Consider the following 22,416-nt stretch of genomic DNA (forward strand, 5'->3'; position numbering starts at 1 on the left):
ATGGCTTCTTCAAAATGCAAAATTGAGGACGCCGCATCCCTCAGATTTTTGCATTTTACGCGTGCTGCTGCTCTTCCGCCTTAAGCGTTTTCATCTCTTTTGTGAGCTTGTCCGGCGTCATCTTGCCGTGCACTGTTTTATTAACGATGATAACCGGCGCGATGCTGCACGCGCCGACACAATTTACTTTTTCAACGGTGAACTTGAGATCTTCCGACGTGTCCTCGCCCGCGGGGATGGCCAGTTCTTTTACCAGGCTGTCGATCAGCCGCTCGGACCCCTTGACATGACACGCGGTGCCGCAGCATGCCGTGATCACGTTCCTGCCCCTCGGCTTCAGATGGAACTGCGCATAGAAGGTCGCAACGCCGTAGAACTTCGCGAGCGGGACATCGAGCCGCTCGGAGATCCAGGTGATCGCGTCTTCACGCAGATAACCGAATTCGCTCTCGAGGTCCTGCAGGATCGAGATCAGGTTCCCTTCGTTCTCGCGGTACCGCGATAGTATGCCTTCAAGTTTTTCTTCCATCATTCCCGTCCTCTTGAGACAAAAAAACCGGAAGGGGTGAGGTGAAAGGCGTGAGGGGGAAATGCTATAATCCCCTTTCGCCTCCCGACTTCCGCCTTCCGGGTCTTGATTCTTCTAGAACATCGGGTCCATGGTGAGCGCCGGATGGCCCTTGGCGGTCAGGAACTCCATCATTTTGTCCGAATCCTCAGCCACGGTCTCATCGGCGATCTTGTCCATCAGATCAGGGATCCCCTCTTCTTCGGCGCGTTTCTTGAATTGTTCGGCAAAGGACTCTTTCAGGTTCTTGGTCATCCAGACGATGCGTTTGAATCCGCCGTCCGCCGACAGGAACTTGTTGCTCGTAAGGAAGAATCTTCCGATGCCCATGAAGCCCGGGGTCTGGGCGCCGCCGCCCACGGTGCCGGCAAGGGTCGAGAACTTCATTCCAATGGGGGTCATGCCCGTGTAGCCGCGGTTCACGATCATCACGCCGTTTGCCTCGGGCACGATGGCCATGATGCACTCAAAGCATCCGCAGGACGTCATGGGCGCGTCCATGATGGTGTAGGCATTGAAATATTCGAGCGCCTGGTGAGAATTCGTGTACACATATTCGTCCACGCCCTTCCAGCGCCCCTTGACCGCATCGAGGGTCTCGCCCTTCATCACCGGCTGATTCGCGCCGTTCGGGTCGATCTCATAGGCTGCCTTGGCATCGAGCCAGTTGTAGGCGCCGCAAAGACCGAGCCGCTCGGGAGACACGACGCATACGTGGTTCGGCGCGAAGCTCTGGCAGAGGAGGCAGGAATAGTAGGTGTCAACGGACTCGTCGGTCATGGTCGCGAGGCGGATGTCACGTTCCAGATAGTGCTTGCGCGCCTCCTCGACCTTCGCCGTCACGTCGGCCTCGTCCACATAGAGGGTCACCTGGACCTTGTCCACGATGTTGTTGAATTTGTGCTTGAGCTGGGTTGTGAGAATGTCGCCGAAGTGCCTGAGCACATACCCTTCGGCGAGCGCGGCTTTACTCACGCGGAACCAGTTCTGGTCGCGCTGGCCCATGTGCCAGATCCCCTGCGCTTCATTGACAAAGTGATGGATCTTGCGCTCAAGCACGGGTTCAAAGTCCTTCTGCATCTTCCGGCCGCCTACCTCAATGACAACGCCGAGCGGCATCTGGCCGCCCTTCTTATATCGTTCTTCGGCATCCTTGCCGACGATCGTGACCTTGCCGTCTTCGATGTTGTTCAGGTCCACCATATGGAGCCACTCGAAGGCCGGTGTGCGCTGGCCGCCGAACTCGATATGCATGTCCTCTTTCCGGATGCGCTCGCCCTCGAAAGCCGGTCCAAAGGCAACCGGGATGGGTGGTTTGGAAACCGTGATCTTGAGACCGCGCACCTCGATGCACTTTTGCACAAGCTTCGCGGGATCAAGCTCCTTGGCCACCTCTTCGTAGATCGTGACGCCGGTGACCTCAATGGTCGGGATGTCCGTGTTCGCGATCGCCGGGAAACCCATGTCGATGGCGCCGGCGCCCGTGGTCCAAATGCGGTCGTTCAGGGGGCCGAGCACCATGACGAAGGCGAATACCTTGTCCTTGGAGTATTTGAGTATCTTCTTGTAATCACCGCCCTTCATGCCGCCGAACGTGATGCCCGCCCGCGCGGCCCAGTTCACGGCATAGATGGCATGCTCCACTTCAGGGCCGAGCGGCACGAGGCGGGTGTCCCAGCCGAGCTGTACGCCCTTCCGGAGGAGCTGTTTGGTCACGCTATTGCCGTTCACATTGCCGCACAGGAGCGTAAGGATGTTCTTCTGCTGGAGGTCCCTGGCGATCTCGAAGGCCTGTTCATCGCTGTCCGCTGCTCCGACGATCACCACGTAGCCCGGCATGGAGCCGTCCACCAGCTGCACGCCGAGGTTCCGGAGAATGGTGTCCGAGATGAACCCGTTGTACGTGAGTCCGATGGAATCGTCCTTCACGGGCTCCTCGCCGTAGATGTACCGGATGGCCATGATCATTTCCTGGGCAAAAAGCGTCACCATGCCCGCGTCGAGCGCCTCTCCCAGATACGGTTTGTAATGATGATCGTCAGGCACGTTCGTGACAAGCGGCTTCACCTTCTGCTCGAGCGCGGTCTTCATGTCGCCGAGGGTGCGGACCTCAAAACCCGTCATGGCGAACATCTGCGGCAGAAAATACGCCGTATCGGGGAACTCAAACTTGAAATCCGCGCCTTTCTCGGTAATGGCCTTCTCGACAAGCGCCTCGGCCTGCTTCACATAGTAGTGGGAGCCCAGAATGGCTCCGGTGGCAATGACTTTTGACATGGGTAACTCCTTGCCCGGACAAGCCGGAATTGGAAATTGGAAATTGAAGATTGAAAATTTTAAATTTTCATTTTACAACCTTCATTTTTCATTGTACTTAAGTTTTTTATGCTCTCGCCTTCAGGAAGGTCGGCAATCCGTTCGCTTCCCGCGGTCCCACGGTGATCTTCCAGCCCGGCAGTTTCTCTTCCAGCGATCCGGAAAGCACCGCCACGTAGCCGGGAATGATAAGCTCCTTGTGGTTGATGTTTTTCTCCACGCCGCTCTCGGTGACGAACTGGGCGATCTTGCTGGCGGTAAACTTGCCCGCGGCCCAGGCCGTGAGCACGGAAAGCCCTTCATTGTCCATGACGGCGAGCCACGCCGGCACCTTGCTGTTCTCCACCTCGCCGCGTACGATAAAGTACGAGAGCGAGAAGTTGGTGGTGATCATGAGCGGCGAGCCCTCTTTCGCGTCGCCGACCTTGTAGATGTTCTGGGCAACCTGCATCGGCACCTGCGGGTCGGTATAGATGTTCTGGCGCAGCGACAGCAACGCAAGCATCTTCCATTTTTCAACGTTGTTCACGATGATGATGGAAGCGTACTTCATCGTGCCGACGGCGGCGGTTATGGCCTCGGAGACGGTATTGTCGCGGTTCGCGAAAGCGATGACCGGGTATCCGAGGGGCTTGAAATTCTTCTTGATCGCTGCGCGGCGAATAATGGTGTAGTGCTCGATCATGTCCTTGGCCTTGCGCGCGCCCGAGTCGAGGACCAGATCGTCAACGCCGAGGGCCTTGACCTTCTCGGACAGGGCGGTGAGTGCATCAAGTCCGTCTGCTGAAATTGCAAGAGAGGCCTTCTTCTCCTTGGCGATCTTGGCCATTGCCTCCGCGTTCTCGGCAGTCGCCGCGTAGATCAACGGCTTCTTGTCCGCGCAGTGCGCGATTCCCGCTTCAATGGTCGCGGGGTCCTTGCTCACCAGGATCAACGGCACGCCCGGCGCGCCGTCCACGACCTGCTTCACGACAGCGGCAAACTTCGCCGCGTCGCCGCCCTCGTCGGTCACGGCTATGGCGTCAACCCGCAGCTTCTGGCCGACCCGGTCGATCTCGGAGGTCTTGACCGCATCGATCTTCTTTGCAGCAGCGTCACCGGCTTCGGAGGCCTTGATCGCGACCGCGAAGAGGTTGGGGTTGAAAAATTTCTTTTCGTGGCGGAACAGGCAGATCTCGCCGCCCACCTTCACGGCCTTGTCTCCGACACCGAGGGTGATGTCCCGGATCGGCGGCGCGGCTGATTCGCCCAGGATCTTTTTGGCGTCGTCAGACGCGTCCGGGCAGGCATCGAGGCTCGCCTGCTTTGCGGCAAGCTTCATGGCAAAGGCGAGGCAGGTCGGGTGGCCGCACTTCTTGCAGTTTGTCTTGGGGAGATGTTTGAATATTTCAATTCCGGATAGTGCCATTATGGAGCTCCTTTCGGAAAAACCTTATAATGAGTTGGAAATTGAAGATTGGTAATTTTAAATTTTCACTTTTCAATGTACAATTCCCGCGATCGTCGCGGGCACTATCCCATCAACTCCGCGATGAATTCCTTTGCCTTTGCCGCAGCGCCGGGATGGCGCATGATCAGCATGTCCGCGCCCGCCGTGATCATGGCCGAGGCGGTGACGGCTTCCCAGGCGAGGGCGCGGTCTTCCAACTTGCCCCACTCCGGCACCTCGGCATCGGGCGCCATGGTCTCCTTTACCTTCCAGACATTCGCGCCGATATCACAGATGATCGGGGTCTGCATCATGGGATCGTTCTGCAGGAGCGCTGCCAGACGAATGCGTTCCATCACGCTATAGGTATATTCAAGGCCGTACCCCAGGGCCGAGGACATGGGGTCCATGATGATCTTCTCTTTGTCGAAGCCCATCTGAGAGAGCAGGATGTTGAGCTGCTTGGCGAGGTTCACGTCCAGCTGGCTCATGGCAATGAGCTTGTGATCGTTCGCCATCGCGGCCGCCGCCACGGTCTTGTAGTTCTCCTCCACGGCCTTGCCGATCGCGCAGTTCTTTCCGCGCGTGGCCGTTGCCGCCGCCTGGAGCACCTGGGTGTCTTTGTCCGCGGCGCCGCTTCCGAGAATGATAAGCGGAATGTCGATCGCCGCCGCAACCTCGGCCGCAACCTTGGCCGCCTCTTCAGGGCTCTTGTTCTGCTGGTCCGGGTGCGTTCCCATGAGCCGAAGCGCCACCATGTCCGCGCCGTTCTGCTGGCAGAACTTCGCCCAGGCCACGGGAGAAGCCCCCGCGCCGCCGATCGCCTTCTTCAGGGTCTCCGGCCAATCATCGGGAGCGATATCCATGATCTCCAGCGCGACGGCCGGCCTGTTCGGGAATGTTCCCTCGAAGCCCAGGAATGGCAGGGCGCTTGCCCCTCCAATCGTCACCGCTTTTGCGCCGGTACCGATCTGTACATTGTAAATCTTGCCGCTATAGGTCTCTTTCGGTATTACGAGTGCCATAAAAGCCTCCTCGAAAAAATATTGCGCATCTTATCAGATTTCCCCGCACTGGACAACAAAAAACACAACAAATTGCAACCATAATGCCTGGCGATAACGTTGCACCAGCGTGCTTATGAACACCGCATCCGGTCGATCGGCACAACCCGAAAAACCGAAAGATTTCTTACATATCGAGATACGAATGGGCATACATCTTTTTGCCCATGATCATCTCCGTGGTCTTGACCGTGTCCATCATGTCCTTATCGAGCGGATCGATGATGGCGGCCGTCAGCCCCTCGTAGATGAGCATGGTCAGAAAGTTCCGGTTGATGATGGGACGAACAAGCTTCGGCGCGCCGTTTGAAATATTCGAAAGCCCGACCACGGTCTGCATCGGAGGATCGTTCAGCTGCTGGAACATCTTGACGGCACGGATGGCCTGAAGACCCTGGTCCTGCATCGTTGCGAGCTGGAGGATGAGCGGATCGAGGAAGAGGTTCTCCAGGGGCACGCCGTGTTCCATGGCGCGGGCCATGATCTCGGCCGCGATTCCACAGCGGTCCTCGGCGTCCGCCGGGATGCTGCCCTTGCCCAGGGTGAGCGCGATGATCTTCGCGTTGTACTTGCCGGCAAGCTCCATCATCGGGAAACGCTCCGGCTCATTGGACGTGGAGTTGATGATCGGAGCGCCCCACGCGTTGTTGTGCGCCTTGAGCCCCGCCTCCATGGCCTTCAGATTCGTCGTGTCGAGGCACAGCGGCTTTTCGACGACTTCCTGCAGGACTTTCACCGCCCAATCCATCAGCTTGGGACCGTTGTCTTCGGCCGGGCCGATGGAAATGTCGATAAAATGAGCGCCGGCCTTGTCCTGGGCAACAGCGAGTTCCTGGAGAGGCTTCGGGTCGAACTTCGTAAGGGCCTCACGCACCTTCTTTGCCATCACACTGATCTTTTCTCCGATTATTATCATGGTCAGAAAAATCTCCTTTCAAATTTACCAAGAAGGTCACGCAGCAAGGGGCAAGTTACTGCTTCAGGTCTGTTCCGGGTCCCTGCCCCTTGCCCCGCGTTTCTACTCTTTCACCAGTCTTAAAAGCTCTTCCGCTGTCTCCGCCGTGAGGCCGCCCTTGTCCCTGGCGAGCGGGATCGTCTGCCGTGCAAGTCCTTTATAGAGACCAAGAAGCTCCGGCGTTTTATTCTGCATTGCCTCGATATGCCCCTGGATGGTCTCGATGTCTCCGCGGGCAATGGGCCCGGTGAGCGCATCGGGTATCCCAAGGGTCTCAATGTTCTGGAGCGTCCCTCGAATGAGCGGCAGCACGGCCTTCAGCGCTTCATCTTTATCGGCGCCCAGTGCCTGATAAAACTTCAGTCCGTAATCAACAAGCGCGACAAAATAGTTCGAGACCGCCACCGCGCCCGCGTGATAGAGTGCTGCTGAATCCTTATCCGGGCCCCACTTCGGCATCACGAGCTCGATACCGCCCAATGCCGCTACGATCTTCCTGGCAATGACCAGCGCTTCAGGGTCCGTTTCGATCCGGAAGTAGGATCCGGAAAGGATTTTAATGCCCTGCTCCCTGCTCGCGAGCGACTGCAGCGGATGGAGCACTGCCCGATGCGCCCCGGCTGTCCGTGCCGCGTCGAGAAGATCCAGCGAGTGGGCCCCGGACATATGGACAACGAGCGAGCCTGCCTTAAACCCGCCTCCTGATGCGATCCTGTCACAGGCGTTCTTTATTGCTCCGTCCGGCGTTGTGATGAAAACGATCTCAGCCTGCGACGCTGCCTTCACCACATCCGTCGCCGGCTTTCCCGCCCCGATAAAGGCCGAGGCCTTTTGCGCCGATTCCAGGGAACGCGCCGCGACCGCGGTCACCGTATACCCTGCCCGCTTGAGCAGGAAGCCCACAGAACTGCCGACGCGGCCTGCGCCTATGATGGCGACGGATTTTGAAGTCATATCTGTTTATCCGCAGATTACACAGATTGCGCCGATGACAGATACCTTAAGGTTTCTTAAAAAAATCTGCGTCATCTGCGAAATCTGCGGATACGGCGCTCTCTTACGGGATCAGTTTGTCCAGCACGGCAAAATAGCTTGTAAGCGCCTTTGAATCAGGCGGAAGCTGGATCAGCGGCTTGCCGTTCAGATCATAGTCAAAGATCAGCTCATCGGCCGGAACAAAACCCGCAAACTCCACACCCTGTTGGTCAATGACCTTCTGAAGCGTACTGTCCAGTTCACGGTCCTGGACGCGATTCACGATCAGGACCGCGCGTTTGATATTCAATTTCAGTTCTTTTACCAGCTCACCGATCCGGCCGGCGGTCATGATGCCGCGCACCGAGGAGTCGCTGATGATAAGCAGCAGGTCCGTGTCCTGCGTCGTGCGGCGCGACAGATGCTCAAGACCCGCCTCGTTGTCCATGACAATGAAGGGGTACGTATCGGCCAGCTTGTCCATGTACTTGCGGATGATGTTGTTCGCTGCGCAGTAACAGCCGGAGCCCTCGGGCCTTCCCATGACGAGCAGGTCGAAGCCCTCTGCCTCGATCAAAGCCTGCTGGATCTGATAATCGAAGAGCTGCTCCATGCTCATGCCGCCCGGACGGGGCGCCGTGGACTTGATCGCTTCGAGAGAGGTTTCGCGCAGCTTCCCGACCGTGGCGTGGACCTTAACGCCGAGCACATCGTTCAGGTTCGCATTCGCGTCCGCGTCAACGGCCAATATCGCGCCGCGCTTTTTTTCTTTCAAATATCGTATGGTCAGGCCGCAGAGGCTGGTCTTGCCGGTGCCGCCCTTGCCTGCAACCGCTATGGTAAAGCCCATGTCTTAACTTCAGGGTCCAGGGTTCGGGGTCCAGGGTCCGGGAACTGCACTTCTTTCCCTGGCCCCTGGCTACTGGCCCCTGCCCCCTATGCTTTCTTCACTCCGAACTTCTTCCTGACCTCTTCGATCTTGCCGCAGGTCATCTTGCCCTCGGGGCACGGCGCGTACAGACAACCGGGGCCTGATTTCCCGAAGATCGTCGGCGCCGCTTTTTTCACGTGGGCAAGCATGCGGTCGGCCATTTCCCGGATCTCCCACTGCGCCCGGTTGCAGCACCGTACGCGAAAGAAGTGCAGCAGCTCCCGCGCATTCATGGTGACCACTATCTTCGTCTCAGCCGCGTTCGGCAGCAGATACCGCGCATCCTGCTGTCCCGCCTCGCCCTTGAAACCGAGTTCCTCGAGCCGCGTGAGGACTTTCGTATAGTTCTCCTGGGCCTCGGCCATGCATTTCTTAAATTCTTGAACCATCGCCGGATCCTGTTTGATGCTCGGCGGGATAATATAATCGAACTGATCCGCCTTCACATAGCGTTGGCTCTGCTGTGAATATGAAGCCACGCGATGGCGGACAAGCTGGTGAGAGCACGCGCGGGAGATGCCTTCGATCCCGAAGGTGAACGAGACATGCTCGATGGGAGAGAGGTGACCGATGGATGCCAGCTTCTCCACAAAGGCCGCCTGGTCCCTGGCCTCGATCTTCTCTTTGAGCTCCTCAACACCCGACGGGCTGTAGCACAACTTCGCTGCCATGGCCACAACTTCTTCGGGGTCCGGTGTATGACGAAGGAGAACAACGTTCAATGATGCTTCAGGCATGCTGTCCCCTCCTCTCCAGAGCTCCCTCGACACCCCATACAGCGAGAAAAAAGGGGGGAAACCGGATGCCAAGGAATGGTTATTATAGCGAGCACCTGTCTCATGAGTCAAGGAAAATGGAGCGGGTTTGGATAATATTTTTTTTAATTAACGTATAAATTTCATTGATAAAAACAACTGTCATAGCCAATACGATAGCAAGGCATCTGCCACTTAAGTCTGCTGTCATTTCGATGTTTTATTATTTAAAACTATGTTCTTCTGACGGGAATTTTCCGCTTTCCACATCCTGTTTATACGCGGTCACTGCCTTGAGCGCCTGCTCCTTCAGATTAGCGTACTTCTTGACGAACTTGGGAGTGAACCGGTCGAAGAGCCCTAAAAGATCGTGGAGAACAAGCACTTGTCCATCGCAATCCACACCTGCGCCGATCCCAATGGTCGGAATATGGAGCAGTTCATGGATCTCCTTTGCAAGGGAGGCTGGCAGGGCCTCAAGTACGACAGCGAAAGCGCCGGCATCCTGCACCGCCCGCGCATCAGCGAGGAGCTTTAAACGGGCAGCCTCATCCTTGCCCTGGACCTTGAAGCCGCCGAGTGCGTGCATATACTGGGGAGTCAGACCGATATGTGCCATGACCGGGATGCCCGCGGACACGATCGCCTTGATCACCTCGGCCATCGGTGACCCGCCTTCCAGCTTCACCGCCTCCGCCCCGGCCTCTTTCAAGAACCTGCCGGCGTTCCTGACCGCTTCTTCACGGCTTGTCTGGTAGGATAGGAACGGCATGTCGCCCACGACCATGGCGGAAACGGTCCCCCGGGTGACCATCTTCGTGTGATAGATCATCTCGTCCATGGTGACCGGCAGCGTGCTCGACACGCCCTGTACCACCATTCCGAGAGAATCCCCCACGAGTATCATATCGATCCCGGCCTGGTCCACGATCTGGGCTGTGGGATAGTCGTATGCCGTCAGCATCGTGATCTTCTTGCCTTCGGCTTTTTTCTTATAGATATCGAGAACGGTTGTTTTTGGCATAGTTTTAGTCCCCCCCTCACCTTGATCCTCTCCCCTTGGGGAGAGGAAAATTAATTAATCACCCTCTAACCCTCCGGGGTGAGGGGCAATTCCGCACTCCGCACTCGCCAATCCGCACTTGTTACACTGCCGGTCTCGGATAAAGCCCCGCCGCCTTAACGATCCCTTCGATGGCGCTCTCCCATTCGATTGCCTGGATGTGCACGCCCTTTACGCCGGGTGTCTCCAATGCCTGATGAATGAGTTCGATCGTGATCCTGATGCCCTCCTGCTCCTGGAGTTCCCTGGCCTTCTTTTTATCTTCTCCGGCAGCCGCCTTGGCCTTGTTCATCCGGTCGATCAGCGCCTTCGGCACAGACACCCCGGCAACCGAGGAATCCATGTACTTCAGCATCATGGCGCTCTTCGGCACAATGATGCCGGCAAGGATCGCCGTCTTCTCATGGAGGCCCATGTTCCGGATCTTTGCCATCTGCCCGCGGAAAAGCTCCATGTCGTAAATGCCCTGGGTCTGGATGAAATCGGCGCCGGCATTCACTTTTTTCATGAGATTGATCGGCCTGAAGTCGATCGGATCGGCCATGGGCGTCCAGGACGCGCCGATAAAGAATTTCGGCGCCACTTCGATGGGATCGCCGCCGTCCTGCTTGCTCTCATCGCGCATCTTCTTCATAATGCCGACAAGTTGACAGGTATCCACGTCGTATACGTTCTTCGCGCCGGGGTGGCCCTTGAGCCTGCCCGCTGCGCTGAATGACTGGTGGTCACCGGCGATGCAAAGACAGTTCTTAAGCCCAAGCGCGGCGGCGCCGAGAAGGTCGGCCTGTATGGCGATCCGGTTCCGGTCCCGGCAGGTCATCTGCATGACCGGCTCCAGGCCCTGCTGGAACGCTATGGCCGCCGCAGCGATGCTCGAGATGCGCACCACCGCGGTCTGGCAATCCGTGATGTTCGCTGCGTCGCAGAAGCCCTTCAGCATTTGCGCTTTCTTGATCACTTCATGAGGATCGGCGCTCATCGGGGGGCCGAGCTCCGCCGTGACCGCGGGCTTGCCGCTGGCGAGTACTTTTTCGAGTGTGCTTCCGCTCTTCATTATCCAAACCTCCAAAAGGGTAACGTCACAATCAGGTTTAACCACAGAGTCACGGAGTTCACGGAGAACTGTTTAAAGCTTCGAAGTTTTTCTCCGCGTCTCTGTACCTCCGTGGTGAATATTGCTTTTTCTTACTTCCCTGCCTTCGCCTCTTCCTTTTCCTCATACTCCCGGATATGCTCAACCGATATACGTCGCGGTCCGCCGTCGCGCGAGGTGGACCAGTTCCGCGGCGGCTGGACCGCGGAGAGCTTCTCGAGGGTGCCGAGCATCTTCATGCGCTCGACAATAAGGTACCAGGCGCAGTCCACGTCCTTGCTGATCTCGCACTTACCCTTGTTCGTACCACCGCAGGGCCCGTTCATGAGCGTCTTGGCGCAGCGTGCAACAGGACAGATGCCCCCGGTCAAATGCAGGATGCAGTTCCCGCAGCCCGCGCAAAGCTCCTTGAAATTGCCTGCAGACTCAACGGCGCCATAGAATGATGTGTTGATTCCCGGATACACGGGAATCGTTCCGGTCCGGTCCGACAGGAAGTTCACTCCCACGCCGCAGGCAGTCGAGAGCACGAGGTCGTACTTCTTCACCTCGTCCATCACCGGTTCAAAATACTCCGGCTCGCAGTGGCGCATCACGCCCAGGTGATTCACCGTCATCTGCTTTCCCTCCTGCGCTGCTTTCATCCTGATGAGGGACGCGATGGTCTCGGCCTCCTTCTCGCCGCCTGCATGGCAGATGGCCACGCAGGTGTTGCAGCCAAATACGAGGACCTTTTTGAAGTCCTTCACCATGCCCCAGATTTCATCGATTGGTTTTTGTGATCCTACGATCATAGGTAATACTCCTTTATGACGAGCTCATTTGCATGAGCCGTTATTTGCCAGCTCTCATCCCTATCTTCTTCACCTTCTCCGAAAACTCCGCGCACACTGCCGCGTAAGGATTGCCGCCATTGGTCGATGGTGCGGAAAGTATCTCGATACGGCTGGGCTCGATCTTGAGCATGCCGAGCAGGTCCTGAACGCGCTTCACCCGCGCGTTCACTCGCGGGGCAATGTCCTTATACTTGCAGTTGCCATCGCCACAGCGCACGACTGCCACGCCGTCAGCGCCAAGCTCGAATGCCTTCAGAAGGTCAAGAACATCGATACGGCTGGTGCAGTGGACGGGAACAGTTCGCACGTTCTTCGGCAGATCTAACCCGAGCATACCTGCGTGGTTCGTGCACAGAAGCGCGACAACGACCGGCTCCTGCCGTTTGGCGTCAATCTTGCCGATAACGGTGGGCAGCGTTTTCCTGATCTCTCGAACGTCGTAGCTCACCATGCTGATGGCCTGGGCAGGACATTCCGGCGCGCAGAGCCCGCAGGCCTGGCAATACTCGGGCCTGATCTCGGACACCGACGTCACGACCGGCGCGCCGTAAGGGCAGACACGCAGACAGGTGAGGCAGGCCATGCATTTTTTCTGGTCCACCACAGCGCCGCCGCCACAGCCCCGGCACCGCCCTGCTTCTTCAAGCGCCTCTTTCTCGGTGAAGCCCTCCTCGAAGTGCTCCATGGTCTTGACGCGGACCTCGGGCGCAAGATGCCTGACCTTCATGCGCGGCTGCCTGGCGATCTTTTCAACGACCTCCGACGGCATCTGCGCGATCTTTTCCTTTTCCTGTACAGGAAGCCTGCCTTCGATCGACTCTCCCTGAAGATACAGGTGCATCGCCAGCGCGGAACGGTGGCCGTTCGCTACAGCCGCGATCGCCGAGCCTGGCCCGGTCACGACCTCGCCGGCAACGAACACCTTCCCTGCGCCGCTCTGCTGGGTCGCGGGATTCCACTCCACCCGTCCGCGCTCGTCCACCTTCACCGGACCGTCCTTCAGGAACGAGAGGTTCGACATCTGGCCGATGGTGATGATGATCGTGTCGGCTTCAAGAAGCCTGGTCACACTATTGTCAAAGGTCGGGCTGAACCGCTTGTTCGCGTCGAAGACCGATAGGACCTTCGTGACCTCCAGGCCCTTTACCTTGTCGCCTTCGCGTTTGACCGCCTTCGGGCCCCAGCGGTAATTGATCTTTATCGCCTCTTCAACAGCCTCGTCCACTTCCCATTTCCAGGCAGGGATCTCTTCTTCGTTCTCGAGGCAGACCATTTCCACGTTCTTCACACCAAGCCTGCGGGCAGAGCGGGCGACGTCCATGGCAACGTTTCCGCCGCCGATGACCAGCACTTTCTCTCCCAGCTTCGGCTTCCGGTTGAAGGCAACATCTTCGAGGAATGGGATCGCGAGCAGCACGCCGGAACCTTCCACGCCGGGAATGTTCAGCGACCGGCTCAGGGAAAGACCGATGGCGATCAGCACTGCATCATGTTTCTTCAGGAGATCATCAAGTTTTGCGTCCTTGCCGATCTCGAAGTTCGTCTTTACCTCGATGCCTTTTGTTACAACATCGTCTATGTCTTCTTTCAAAACTTCTCTCGGCAAACGATAAGGCGGGATCGCGACGGCAAGCATGCCGCCGAGCACAGGCTGGCGCTCGTAGATCGTGACCCCGTAGCCGAGGTTGGCAAGGTCCCGTGCCGCGGTAAGGCCCGAGGGACCGGAGCCGATGATGCCGATGCTCTTGCCTTTCGTTTTCTGGACAAGCTTGCGCCTGGCGCGCCGATAGTCCCTGGACCTCTCGATGGCAAAGCGCTTCAGGTGGCGGACCGCCAGCGGCTCGTCGACGCCGCAGCGCCTGCACGACTGCTCGCAGGGATGGTGGCAGATCATGGAGCAGACCGACGCGATCGGGTTCACCGATGTGATGACCTCGAAGGCCTCGGTATATCTGCCCTGGGCGATCAGGCCCACATAGGCCTGAACATCGGTATGCGCCGGGCATGCGGCACGGCACGGTGAATAGGGCCTTGTTTCCTTGATCTCGGCGCCGTAAGGCCGGTACTCGGTTGGGATGCACGTTGTTTCCGATGCCATTGATTACTCCTAATTCGATTTCGGAATGCGGATTGCGAAGTGCGGATTGAAAAGCTTTTCATCCGCCTGCGCCCGGCGTTTACGAGTGGTAACGCGAGTGCAGGGTGTGTTCATCCGTGGTTGCAAAATTATTCTCTTTTCGTCAGCAGTTCGAGCATCTCCATGCGGGTGGACTCCTTGGTCCGGAAGGTGCCCCGCACCGCGGACGTGACCACCCGGGAGCCGGGCTTCCTCACGCCGCGCATGCTCATGCAGAGGTGCTCGGCATCGATGACCACCATGGCGCCCTTGGGCTTCAGGTGGCTCACGATCAGATCGATGAACTGGGCCGTGAGCCGCTCCTGCACCTGGGGCCGCTTTGCAAACACCTCAAGCGCTTTCGCAAGCGCGCTTATACCCACGATCTTTCCGGCGCCCGGGATGTAAGCGATGTGCGCCTTGCCGAAGAACGGAAGGAGATGATGCTCGCAGACCGAATAAAATGGAATATCGCGGATCATCACCATCTCATCGTGGCTCTCGCCGGCCATGGGGGTGAGAAGCTTCTCGGTGTCCATGGAGATGCCCGTGAAGATCTCCCCATACATCTCAGCCACCCGTCTGGGTGTGTCCTGAAGGCCCGGCCGCTCGGGATCTTCGCCGATCCCTTCCAGGATGAGTTTGACGCCTTTTTCTATTTTTTTATTGTCCATGGTCGGTGAACCTCGCAAAGGGCATGGCGCATGGGGCATAGAGAAAGGCTTTTACCCTTTGCGCTATGCGCTATGCGCAATTATAACTCTCTTCTCCGTCACGATCTTCTTCACCGGCATATCATGTTCCTCCGCCGGAACCTGCGGAACGATCTGCGCTTCGAATGCCAGCGCCACGGTCGTCTTCGTGAAAGAACTCAGCAGCTTGTCGTAAAATCCGGCGCCGTATCCCAGCCGGTTGCCCCGCCCGTCAAACGCCGCACCGGGCACCAGAATGAGATCGAGCTCATCAAGTCTGACCGGCCTGTTCTCATGGGGCTCGGGAATTCCCCATGCGCCGGGAGAAACGTCATGGTCCCAATCCGCGATCTCGTACAGCGCCAGTTCCGTGCCTTCCACTTTCGGAAGGACGACCCTCTTGCCGAAGGTCAATGCGCGCCGGATCATCGGACCCGTGTCCACTTCGCTCCGGAATGACGCGAAGAACAGAACAATGCGCGCGGACTTGAATTCAGAAAGGGAAAAGAGCCGCTCTTCGATCTCCCGGCTTTTCGCTGTTCTTTTTTCCGGCGACAGACTGTCCCTTGCAGCGAGAACCTTTTTTCTGATCTCTTTTTTCACGTGAAGGAATTACTTCTTCATCAACTGGTCGAGCGAGGCCTTAATGACCTTCGCTTCGTCAACGGCGCGGGGCGAGGCATCGAAGGGCGATCTGCCGTCGAGGTCCGCCTTGACCGTGTCGTCGCTGTAGCTCATGAACCCAAGGACCTTCATGCCGGCAAGGTGCTTCGCGATGAATTCCCTGTCCGACGCCTGTTTGATCTTGTTGCCGACAACAAAGACATCCTTGATGCCGAGTCCCTTTGCCAGCTCCTCCACGTGACGCGCGGTCTGAAGGCTCCGCTGTCCGGGCTCCACGACAACAATGAAGGCGTTCACGCCGCTGGCCGTGCCTCGGGTCAGGTGTTCGATGCCCGCCTCCATGTCAAGGATGACCACCTCGTCCAGCCGCAGGATAAGGTGACTGATGAGACGGCGCAGAAGAACGTGTTCCGGACAATAACAGCCCGCCGCGGCCTCTTTCGATTTTCCCATGACCAGGAGCCGCACGCCCTCATGCTGGATCCCGTACGCCTCCGGGATATCGTCCACCTTGGGATTGATGCTGAACATGCCGCCGGGTTTGCCGGGCCGGGAGCCGGTCCGCTCCTCGATCATGTCAGACTGCTCGGCGAGCGGCAGGGCCTTCAAGGCAGCCTCAGGCGAGATCCCGAGCGCGGAGGCCAGGTTCGCGTCCGGATCAGCGTCAACCGCAAGGACCTTTTTGCCCGCGGCCGCATAGAGCCGCGCCAACAGACCTGCCAGCGTCGTTTTGCCCACGCCACCCTTGCCGGTAATAGCTATTTTCAAGCAAATCTCCTCAACAAATAGAAAATAGAGCATCAAAATAACATCTATGAAGCTTGGGTGTCAAGGATTTTTTGTTACATATCGTAACTAACGGAGTTCTGTCAGCATGCAACGGTAGAGCGATATTGTCAGGTGACTAAAAACATGCCGCCAACAATGATAAAAGTGTTATATATTGAAGTGATACAGATGGAAATGGCAGGCATATTTACCACTAAGTAGCGGGCTTTGCCGAGGAGCACGGGGGAAAATAGTTTGTTGGTTAACGAGTTATTGTTGCGGGTACAAAAAATCGCAGCGCCCCGTCAAGAGGCGCTGCGATCTGGGTAAATACTAATCTACCACATAGTTTTTACTGACAGTTAATAGTGAACTCGTAATAAGTCGATAGCCCTCTGTGTCAATATAACTGAGACACCTCCAATATTAACTTGCCCATTCCTATTCAAAGACAAGCGTCAAGGTGCAAACATGAAATGGTGAAATAATTACTGATGCCTGCCCGCCATGCAAACCCAGGAGCGAGCGACTAACCTTGCCGCTTTTCAGGCCAGACCCGCAACCCCTTTTCTTAGCCCCCGAATTGGCTTACCAATCCCGCGATCGACATGTTCTCTGTAATCGAATCGTGCGGAATCAGCACATACTTCCACGGTTTGCCACCGTTATTAGTAGAATGTTTTGTCGCATGTGCGCACCATTTGACGGCAGCATCCTTCTTGGCCTGCGCCTCGGCGCTGTCCATATCGTTTCGAGCCTTGGATTCCATCATATAAATGCACTTATCGGTTTCGGCTACGAAGTCCGGCACATAATCACTCTGAACAACGCCTGATTTATAGAAGATCTGGAACTGACCAATGGCTGGCCTGAGCCATTTTTGGGCTTCCCGATCGAGAATAACTGCAAGTTTCCGTTCAGTGTCTGAGTGAAATTTTTGTATCGGATAAAGACAGCGCTTAAACTCGCCGAACAGCATTTGGCCGATTCTGGTTTTGTCCTCCACGGTATTGCGGAAATCAAAGACAGGTTCATTAGCCCTGTTCGTAAAGGCGCTGGATTTCAATTCAGTGAAACCCTTGCTAACGATCACTTCGTAATCAGCCGCCTTTTCCCACTGGTGCTCCTGCATCTGGGCGTGTATGAATGATCCCAGCTGTTTCTGGTGATAAAGCAACACATTCTTCGTGTCGTCTTCCGAAAGGTATGAGCGCAGATGCCTTACCATCTGGCCGGCAAGATCGTACAGAAGGTCCGCATGCTCATCATAGGAAATATCGTCAAAGTCGATCAGACCTCGGACAAGGTAGTCTTCGAGTCTGCTCTCATGCTGACCACTGCCGCTGAAACCCAGAGTTTCCTGAGCGTTCGTCCTCAGGTGTTGGATAAGCAAGTCCCGTTCAACCGGTTGATACCGGATGCCTGAGCAATCAAGCGTGAATGGATGAAACCCGACGGTTACCTGTCCTTTGGGAACAACGAGAATTCGCGGGATATCAATCGTCTGCTGAACCATAAGTTCTGCGGTTTTCGCAACCACGGCCGCGATGTTTGGTCTTTCCGTAATCCCCGGCAAAGCCTGCTGCATCGGAGCAACGTACTCGGCCACTTCCTCGGCAATCCTCTCCTGCACTTCCTTCTTCAATAAATGGCTCGATGCCGGCAAGTTTTCGTACTTTTTAATGATATCTACCGTCGCCTGCGCAATGGCACGCTCCGTCTCGGTTGCAAAAAGAGGTTGAGCAGTGTCGCTAGGTACCTGACCTTCTGCCTTCACAGCCCCGATCTGTGTGGCAAGGGTGGTTTGCACAACTGTTGTCTGCATCTTCTGCATATCGGTAGCCGGATCAAGAATGACCTGCTGGAGCCGGATTGCGGAATCGGGCCTATTGGCCTCGTCAATGATCTCCTGAAACCGGTCATGGGCAACAATGTTCAAACGGTCAACACTGTTCACCCCGGTTCGCCTGCCATAAGGCAGCCGCAGACCTCGTCCGATTGATTGCTCGATCAGGACACGGGCATTAGCGGCACGGAGCGGTACGATAGTGTACAGGTTCGTCACATCCCAGCCTTCCTTGAGCATGTTCACGTGGATCACAATCTCCGTCGGCTCATCGGAGCTTTCCACCTTCAGCAGGCGCGCGACCATCTCGTCTTCTTCCGCGCCGGTTTTGCTCGAGTCGACCTGGATCACCTTATCCTTGTACCGTCCTTCAAAGAACTTGTCAGACTTGATATATTCGCTCAACTGGCCGGCATGGGTCGTATCCCTGGCAATGATCAGCATAAAGGGCTTCACGATCCGCTGTTCGGTCTGGCGTGCATACGTCTCAAGCTCGACCTTGGTGTTCTCATGCAGTCGGATACCGTCTTCGAGCTTTATCTGCTCGATCTGCTCGGGAGTGAACTGTTTGGGGTCAAAGTTCTTCTGCGTAACAACAGCGGGCTCCTTTACAAAGCCATCTTCCATTGCTTTTGACAGAGGGTAATCGAAGATCACGTTCTTGAACTGGATCGCGCCCTTCGCTGTCTCCACAATGGGAGTCGCGGTCAGTTCCAGACCGAGAACAGGCTTCAGTTCATTTATCGCCCGAATGCCGGCGGAAGCGCGGTAGCGGTGCGATTCGTCCATGAGAAGAACCAGATCGTCAAGACCGGCGAGGTATTCAAAATAGCTTTCGCCTATGTACTCTGACAAACGCTTGATGCGCGGAGACTTTCCACCCCGGACTTCGGAATTGATTTTCGAGATATTGAAGATGTTTACATGGACCGACATATCGATCCCAGGCAATACGCCTGCCCGCACACCCACGCCGGATTCGTAATTGTCGCCGGTGATGATGACAGGAGGCTCAACAGCGAACTCGGCTATCCCCTTGAATACGTACTTCGGGGTGTTCGGTGTAAAGTCGGCAATGAGCTTGTTGTAGATCGTGAGGTTCGGCGAAAGAACGAAAAAGTGGTTGATGCCATGGGCAAGGTGAAGATAACTGATAAACGCGCCCATGAGTCGCGTCTTGCCAACGCCTGTAGCCAGAGCAAAGCAGAGCGAGGGAAAGTCTCTCTCAAAGTCGGTTACCGTAGGGAATTCAGACTTGATCGTGGCGAGAGCAGCTTGAATATCCGCACCCTTGCGAGGAGGTACGATCTCCGTGATTCTATCCAGTATCTCAAGAGATCGCCTTTGAGGCGGTCGGAGGCTGAGCCGCCCGGCAATGGCATTTACATATTTGTTCATCGCGTCCCCATATTTCTCGTCACCCGAAGAAACCCGGGCGCCAGATCATATTGTGTCCGCAATGCGGACACAATCCTTATCCAACAACGCGATTGTCGTGACAGTGTTACGACAATCATCACTCTGCTGAAGCTGTGTCCAGTTCTTTGAGTTCCCGCTTCAACTCCGTCTTCAGCTCGGCCACCGTGGGCAAATACAGTTTATACCTGCTTGCGAATATTTTCTTCTCCTGGTCCGGACCCAGAGTGTATCGAACAACAGCATCATTCTTATCCGTGCAGAGGATCAGGCCCAGCGTGGGGTTGTCTCCCTTTGTGCGGCGCTCGTGGTCGAAGTAATTGACGTATAGTTGGAGCTGGCCGAGGTCCTGGTGCGTAAGCTTACCTGTCTTGAGATCAATGAGCACGTAGCACTTGAGAAGCGTATGATAGAATACCAGATCTATATAGAAATGATCGCCGTCGAGAGTGATCCGCTCCTGACGGGAGATGAAAGCGAAGCCCTTGCCGAGTTCCAGCAGAAAGGATTGGAGGTTGTTGATAAGCGCCTGTTCCAGGTCAGACTCTACAAGCTTCGGCATCGCGGGCAGACCGAGAAACTCCATGACTACCGGGTCCTTGAACACGTCGACCGGCTTCTGCACCTCGTGTCCCTTCGTCGCCAGCTTCATCAGCCCCTTCTTGTCCTTACTCAGGGCAAGACGTTCATAGAGCAGGCTGTTGATCTGCCGCTCCAGCTCCCGCGCCGACCAGTTGTTTTGGATAGCCTCGATCTCATAAAAAGCTCGAGCCTGAGATAATTCCACGCGCACGAGATGCCGGTAGAGTGACCAGGACAGGTTGGGATGGAGCAGGCCGGGTCTCCACGATTGGTCACACAGTGTGTGACGAATTAGAGCTGCTGTTTGAGTGGACTCACACGATTTCCGAGACGGTGTGTCGGAAATTTCAGGATTCTCCAATTTCCGAGACGCTGCGTCGGAAATCAGCTTTCGGTATTCCAGATAGAACCGCCGGAACAGCTCCAGATTATCAACGGAATAACCTGCGCCGTACTCCTTTTTAAGACGTCTGGAAATTTCTTCGAGAAGCTTTCCACCGTATCTGGCTCGCTTGCTGCCAGCCTGCTCATCTTCCACGATCTCCCGACCGACCAGCCAATTTGCAACCACCTGCGTCGTATTGACTGTCCGGGCAGCGCCGATCCTGGCTGATTCGAGTATCTGCCGAATGCGTTCATACAGCGGCTTTTTTCTCATCGCATACCTCTTCTAATCTGCGGCCATCAGAGCCTGCCCTCGAAAGATTTAAGCGGGGGTAATCTGCGGACAATAATATCACTCTTCCTCGTCAAACAACCCCTGCTGTCCCAATTTCGGCGGGGCCTTGGGCAGGTTCTCCACCTGAAGGCTGTAGTCGTCATGCCCCCATTCGCAACGCTTCAAGACCGCGTTCGGAATCTTCTTGATCGTCAGGTTCGGATAGCGGTCGGACTTGCCGCGGAAGGCGGAGCACAGGACCAGAAGCGACCTGCCTGACCCCACTTCATCCGAGAGAGCCTGGAGTTGCTCATGGTTCAGGTTCTGCGTTGTAACATAGATGAAATCCTGTTCGCTCGAATGTCCATGCTGCCAATAGACCGAATCGCTCGGCGCGTAGGTGAAGCCCTCTAATTTGCTGAGCGCCTCTGTCAGCATCGCGGCATTGTATTGCTTGTTAATGACCCAGTTGCCCCACTTGTCCTTTTCAAGCAGAGACGGCGCAAGCCGATAATACCTGAATCCCCCGCCGCCCTTCCAGCCCACAGCCTCAGTGATACCCCCTGGGTCTTGGCCGTCGATCACCTTCTTCATGCGCGGAATGATGTGGGTATGGCAATGCTCGCCCAACTCTACCATAATCCACCGCCGCCCCATCTTATGCGCTACTGCTCCGGTCGTACCGGAACCTGCAAAGGAATCGAGAACGAGGTCGCCTGGGTTGGTTGAGATTTCAAGGACACGTTGAATCAAACGCTCTGGTTTGGGTGTATCAAAAACATCGCGCGCACCATACAACCCAATCATTTCTTTCTTCGCCTCATCTGTATGTCCAACTTCTTCATGAGGCCACCAATTATGGGGTGTCATACCATCACGCACCTCAGATAGAAATAGTTTTACTGCTGGGACCGTATTACGTCCATCGCGTCCCCACCAAATACGGTTCTCTTCGATATGGCGCCGATGTGTATCTGGGTCGTACTTCCATGCCTTTTTGGTATTTTTTACGACGTCACCCGTATTCGGATTGACGATGTCATAGCACAGATTCCGGCGTTTTTCGGGCGTTGCCTGATTCAGATAATCAACGGCCTTCCACGGTCCACGCAGATCATTGTCTGGATTGTTATACCGCGCCGTCGACTCTTCGCTTCGGGGAAGCAGATTGTTTTGAAACTTTTCACTCTTAGCATAGACGAGTACAAAATCGCAAATAGTCGCAATACCTTGATAGTTATTGCTGACGCTGTATTTGCGCTGCCATGTTATTGTTGTTTTGTAGTTCGCCCGACCAAACACCTCATCGCACAACACCTTTAAGTAATGTGCCTCGTTGTCGTCAATCGTGATCCATAACGAGCCATCGTCGGACAGCAACCGTCTGATGATCTCCAGCCGGTCGCGCATCAGCGACAACCAGATGGAATGCTCCAGCCCGTCGTCGTAATGGGTAAACGCACTGCCTGTGTTGTACGGCGGATCAAGGAATCCGCACTTCACCTTCCCGGTAAATTCCTGCTCCAGCGCCTTCAGCGCAAGCAGGTTGTCACCGAAGATCAGCAGATTGTCGAAGATATCCTTCTTCGTCTGTCTATGCGGCGCGTGATAAGACTTGTCCGGGTCTTCGAGCAGAATACGCGGCTCAAGCTTCGGCCGGTTTTCTTTGCCAATCCAGGTCAGTTCGAGTTTTTGTTTTCGTTGAGTCATATTTTCAATAGCTCGCCTC

General features: G+C 56.0%; 18 protein-coding genes. All 18 read right to left on the minus strand.

Features of this window, described 5'->3' with window-relative positions:
* Nucleotides 1-55: 55 nt before the first annotated feature.
* Nucleotides 56-529: an NAD(P)H-dependent oxidoreductase subunit E gene (locus tag M0R70_01975; GenBank protein ID MCK9418128.1), complete on the minus strand. Its 474-nt coding sequence runs from the start codon at nt 527-529 to the stop codon at nt 56-58.
* A 114-nt stretch (nt 530-643) separates the two neighbouring features.
* A complete protein-coding gene (gene acsB / locus M0R70_01980) occupies nt 644-2,845 on the minus strand; it encodes an acetyl-CoA decarbonylase/synthase complex subunit alpha/beta (protein ID MCK9418129.1) in 2,202 nt (733 codons plus the stop codon).
* Between the two features lie 106 nt (nt 2,846-2,951).
* Nucleotides 2,952-4,292 (minus strand): acetyl-CoA decarbonylase/synthase complex subunit gamma, encoded by a 1,341-nt coding sequence (acsC, locus tag M0R70_01985; protein ID MCK9418130.1) that lies wholly within the window; start codon nt 4,290-4,292, stop codon nt 2,952-2,954.
* Nucleotides 4,293-4,396: 104 nt separating this feature from the next.
* Entirely contained in the window at nt 4,397-5,338 is a 942-nt protein-coding gene (locus M0R70_01990) for an acetyl-CoA decarbonylase/synthase complex subunit delta (GenBank protein MCK9418131.1), read from the minus strand.
* A gap of 166 nt (nt 5,339-5,504) precedes the next feature.
* Nucleotides 5,505-6,293, minus strand: a complete 789-nt coding sequence (locus tag M0R70_01995) for a dihydropteroate synthase (protein ID MCK9418132.1) — start codon at nt 6,291-6,293, stop codon at nt 5,505-5,507.
* 102 nt (nt 6,294-6,395) lie between these two features.
* The gene (locus M0R70_02000) at nt 6,396-7,286 is read right to left on the minus strand and encodes a DUF2520 domain-containing protein (protein ID MCK9418133.1); all 891 of its coding nucleotides are present in this window, start codon (nt 7,284-7,286) and stop codon (nt 6,396-6,398) included.
* A 103-nt stretch (nt 7,287-7,389) separates the two neighbouring features.
* Nucleotides 7,390-8,157 carry an AAA family ATPase gene (locus M0R70_02005; protein MCK9418134.1) on the minus strand — a complete coding sequence of 256 codons (768 nt, stop codon included), beginning with the start codon at nt 8,155-8,157 and terminating at the stop codon, nt 7,390-7,392.
* Nucleotides 8,158-8,243: 86 nt separating this feature from the next.
* Nucleotides 8,244-8,975 carry an FAD-dependent thymidylate synthase gene (gene thyX / locus M0R70_02010; protein MCK9418135.1) on the minus strand — a complete coding sequence of 244 codons (732 nt, stop codon included), beginning with the start codon at nt 8,973-8,975 and terminating at the stop codon, nt 8,244-8,246.
* A 241-nt stretch (nt 8,976-9,216) separates the two neighbouring features.
* Nucleotides 9,217-10,017, minus strand: a complete 801-nt coding sequence (panB, locus tag M0R70_02015; protein MCK9418136.1) for a 3-methyl-2-oxobutanoate hydroxymethyltransferase — start codon at nt 10,015-10,017, stop codon at nt 9,217-9,219.
* Between the two features lie 121 nt (nt 10,018-10,138).
* Nucleotides 10,139-11,110, minus strand: a complete 972-nt coding sequence (locus M0R70_02020) for a methylenetetrahydrofolate reductase (GenBank protein ID MCK9418137.1) — start codon at nt 11,108-11,110, stop codon at nt 10,139-10,141.
* Between the two features lie 131 nt (nt 11,111-11,241).
* Complete coding sequence (locus M0R70_02025; protein MCK9418138.1) at nt 11,242-11,943, minus strand: methylenetetrahydrofolate reductase C-terminal domain-containing protein; 702 nt, start codon at nt 11,941-11,943, stop codon at nt 11,242-11,244.
* 40 nt (nt 11,944-11,983) lie between these two features.
* Nucleotides 11,984-14,083: an FAD-dependent oxidoreductase gene (locus M0R70_02030; protein MCK9418139.1), complete on the minus strand. Its 2,100-nt coding sequence runs from the start codon at nt 14,081-14,083 to the stop codon at nt 11,984-11,986.
* 128 nt (nt 14,084-14,211) lie between these two features.
* Nucleotides 14,212-14,775 carry a GTP cyclohydrolase I FolE gene (gene folE, locus M0R70_02035; GenBank protein ID MCK9418140.1) on the minus strand — a complete coding sequence of 188 codons (564 nt, stop codon included), beginning with the start codon at nt 14,773-14,775 and terminating at the stop codon, nt 14,212-14,214.
* A 63-nt stretch (nt 14,776-14,838) separates the two neighbouring features.
* Nucleotides 14,839-15,396, minus strand: coding sequence for a 5-formyltetrahydrofolate cyclo-ligase (locus tag M0R70_02040; protein MCK9418141.1), 558 nt, complete (start codon nt 15,394-15,396; stop codon nt 14,839-14,841).
* Nucleotides 15,397-15,405: 9 nt separating this feature from the next.
* A complete protein-coding gene (locus M0R70_02045; protein ID MCK9418142.1) occupies nt 15,406-16,185 on the minus strand; it encodes a carbon monoxide dehydrogenase accessory protein CooC in 780 nt (259 codons plus the stop codon).
* A 571-nt stretch (nt 16,186-16,756) separates the two neighbouring features.
* Nucleotides 16,757-19,429: a DEAD/DEAH box helicase family protein gene (locus tag M0R70_02050; protein MCK9418143.1), complete on the minus strand. Its 2,673-nt coding sequence runs from the start codon at nt 19,427-19,429 to the stop codon at nt 16,757-16,759.
* 118 nt (nt 19,430-19,547) lie between these two features.
* Nucleotides 19,548-20,687, minus strand: coding sequence for a PDDEXK nuclease domain-containing protein (locus tag M0R70_02055; GenBank protein ID MCK9418144.1), 1,140 nt, complete (start codon nt 20,685-20,687; stop codon nt 19,548-19,550).
* A 78-nt stretch (nt 20,688-20,765) separates the two neighbouring features.
* Nucleotides 20,766-22,397, minus strand: a complete 1,632-nt coding sequence (locus M0R70_02060) for a site-specific DNA-methyltransferase (protein MCK9418145.1) — start codon at nt 22,395-22,397, stop codon at nt 20,766-20,768.
* Nucleotides 22,398-22,416: the final 19 nt, after the last annotated feature.

It is taken from the genome of Nitrospirota bacterium (assembly GCA_023229435.1).
Lineage (GTDB): Bacteria > Nitrospirota > UBA9217 > UBA9217 > UBA9217 > JALNZF01.

What these genes read in the sequence shown, in the direction of transcription:
- M0R70_01975 (MCK9418128.1), bottom strand. Translation starts at nt 529, where the DNA reads ATGGAAGAAAAACTTGAAGGCATACTATCGCGGTACCGCGAGAACGAA.
- acsB (MCK9418129.1), bottom strand. Translation starts at nt 2,845, where the DNA reads ATGTCAAAAGTCATTGCCACCGGAGCCATTCTGGGCTCCCACTACTAT.
- acsC (MCK9418130.1), bottom strand. Translation starts at nt 4,292, where the DNA reads ATGGCACTATCCGGAATTGAAATATTCAAACATCTCCCCAAGACAAAC.
- M0R70_01990 (MCK9418131.1), bottom strand. Translation starts at nt 5,338, where the DNA reads ATGGCACTCGTAATACCGAAAGAGACCTATAGCGGCAAGATTTACAAT.
- M0R70_01995 (MCK9418132.1), bottom strand. Translation starts at nt 6,293, where the DNA reads ATGATAATAATCGGAGAAAAGATCAGTGTGATGGCAAAGAAGGTGCGT.
- M0R70_02000 (MCK9418133.1), bottom strand. Translation starts at nt 7,286, where the DNA reads ATGACTTCAAAATCCGTCGCCATCATAGGCGCAGGCCGCGTCGGCAGT.
- M0R70_02005 (MCK9418134.1), bottom strand. Translation starts at nt 8,157, where the DNA reads ATGGGCTTTACCATAGCGGTTGCAGGCAAGGGCGGCACCGGCAAGACC.
- thyX (MCK9418135.1), bottom strand. Translation starts at nt 8,975, where the DNA reads ATGCCTGAAGCATCATTGAACGTTGTTCTCCTTCGTCATACACCGGAC.
- panB (MCK9418136.1), bottom strand. Translation starts at nt 10,017, where the DNA reads ATGCCAAAAACAACCGTTCTCGATATCTATAAGAAAAAAGCCGAAGGC.
- M0R70_02020 (MCK9418137.1), bottom strand. Translation starts at nt 11,110, where the DNA reads ATGAAGAGCGGAAGCACACTCGAAAAAGTACTCGCCAGCGGCAAGCCC.
- M0R70_02025 (MCK9418138.1), bottom strand. Translation starts at nt 11,943, where the DNA reads ATGATCGTAGGATCACAAAAACCAATCGATGAAATCTGGGGCATGGTG.
- M0R70_02030 (MCK9418139.1), bottom strand. Translation starts at nt 14,083, where the DNA reads ATGGCATCGGAAACAACGTGCATCCCAACCGAGTACCGGCCTTACGGC.
- folE (MCK9418140.1), bottom strand. Translation starts at nt 14,775, where the DNA reads ATGGACAATAAAAAAATAGAAAAAGGCGTCAAACTCATCCTGGAAGGG.
- M0R70_02050 (MCK9418143.1), bottom strand. Translation starts at nt 19,429, where the DNA reads ATGAACAAATATGTAAATGCCATTGCCGGGCGGCTCAGCCTCCGACCG.
- M0R70_02055 (MCK9418144.1), bottom strand. Translation starts at nt 20,687, where the DNA reads ATGAGAAAAAAGCCGCTGTATGAACGCATTCGGCAGATACTCGAATCA.
- M0R70_02060 (MCK9418145.1), bottom strand. Translation starts at nt 22,397, where the DNA reads ATGACTCAACGAAAACAAAAACTCGAACTGACCTGGATTGGCAAAGAA.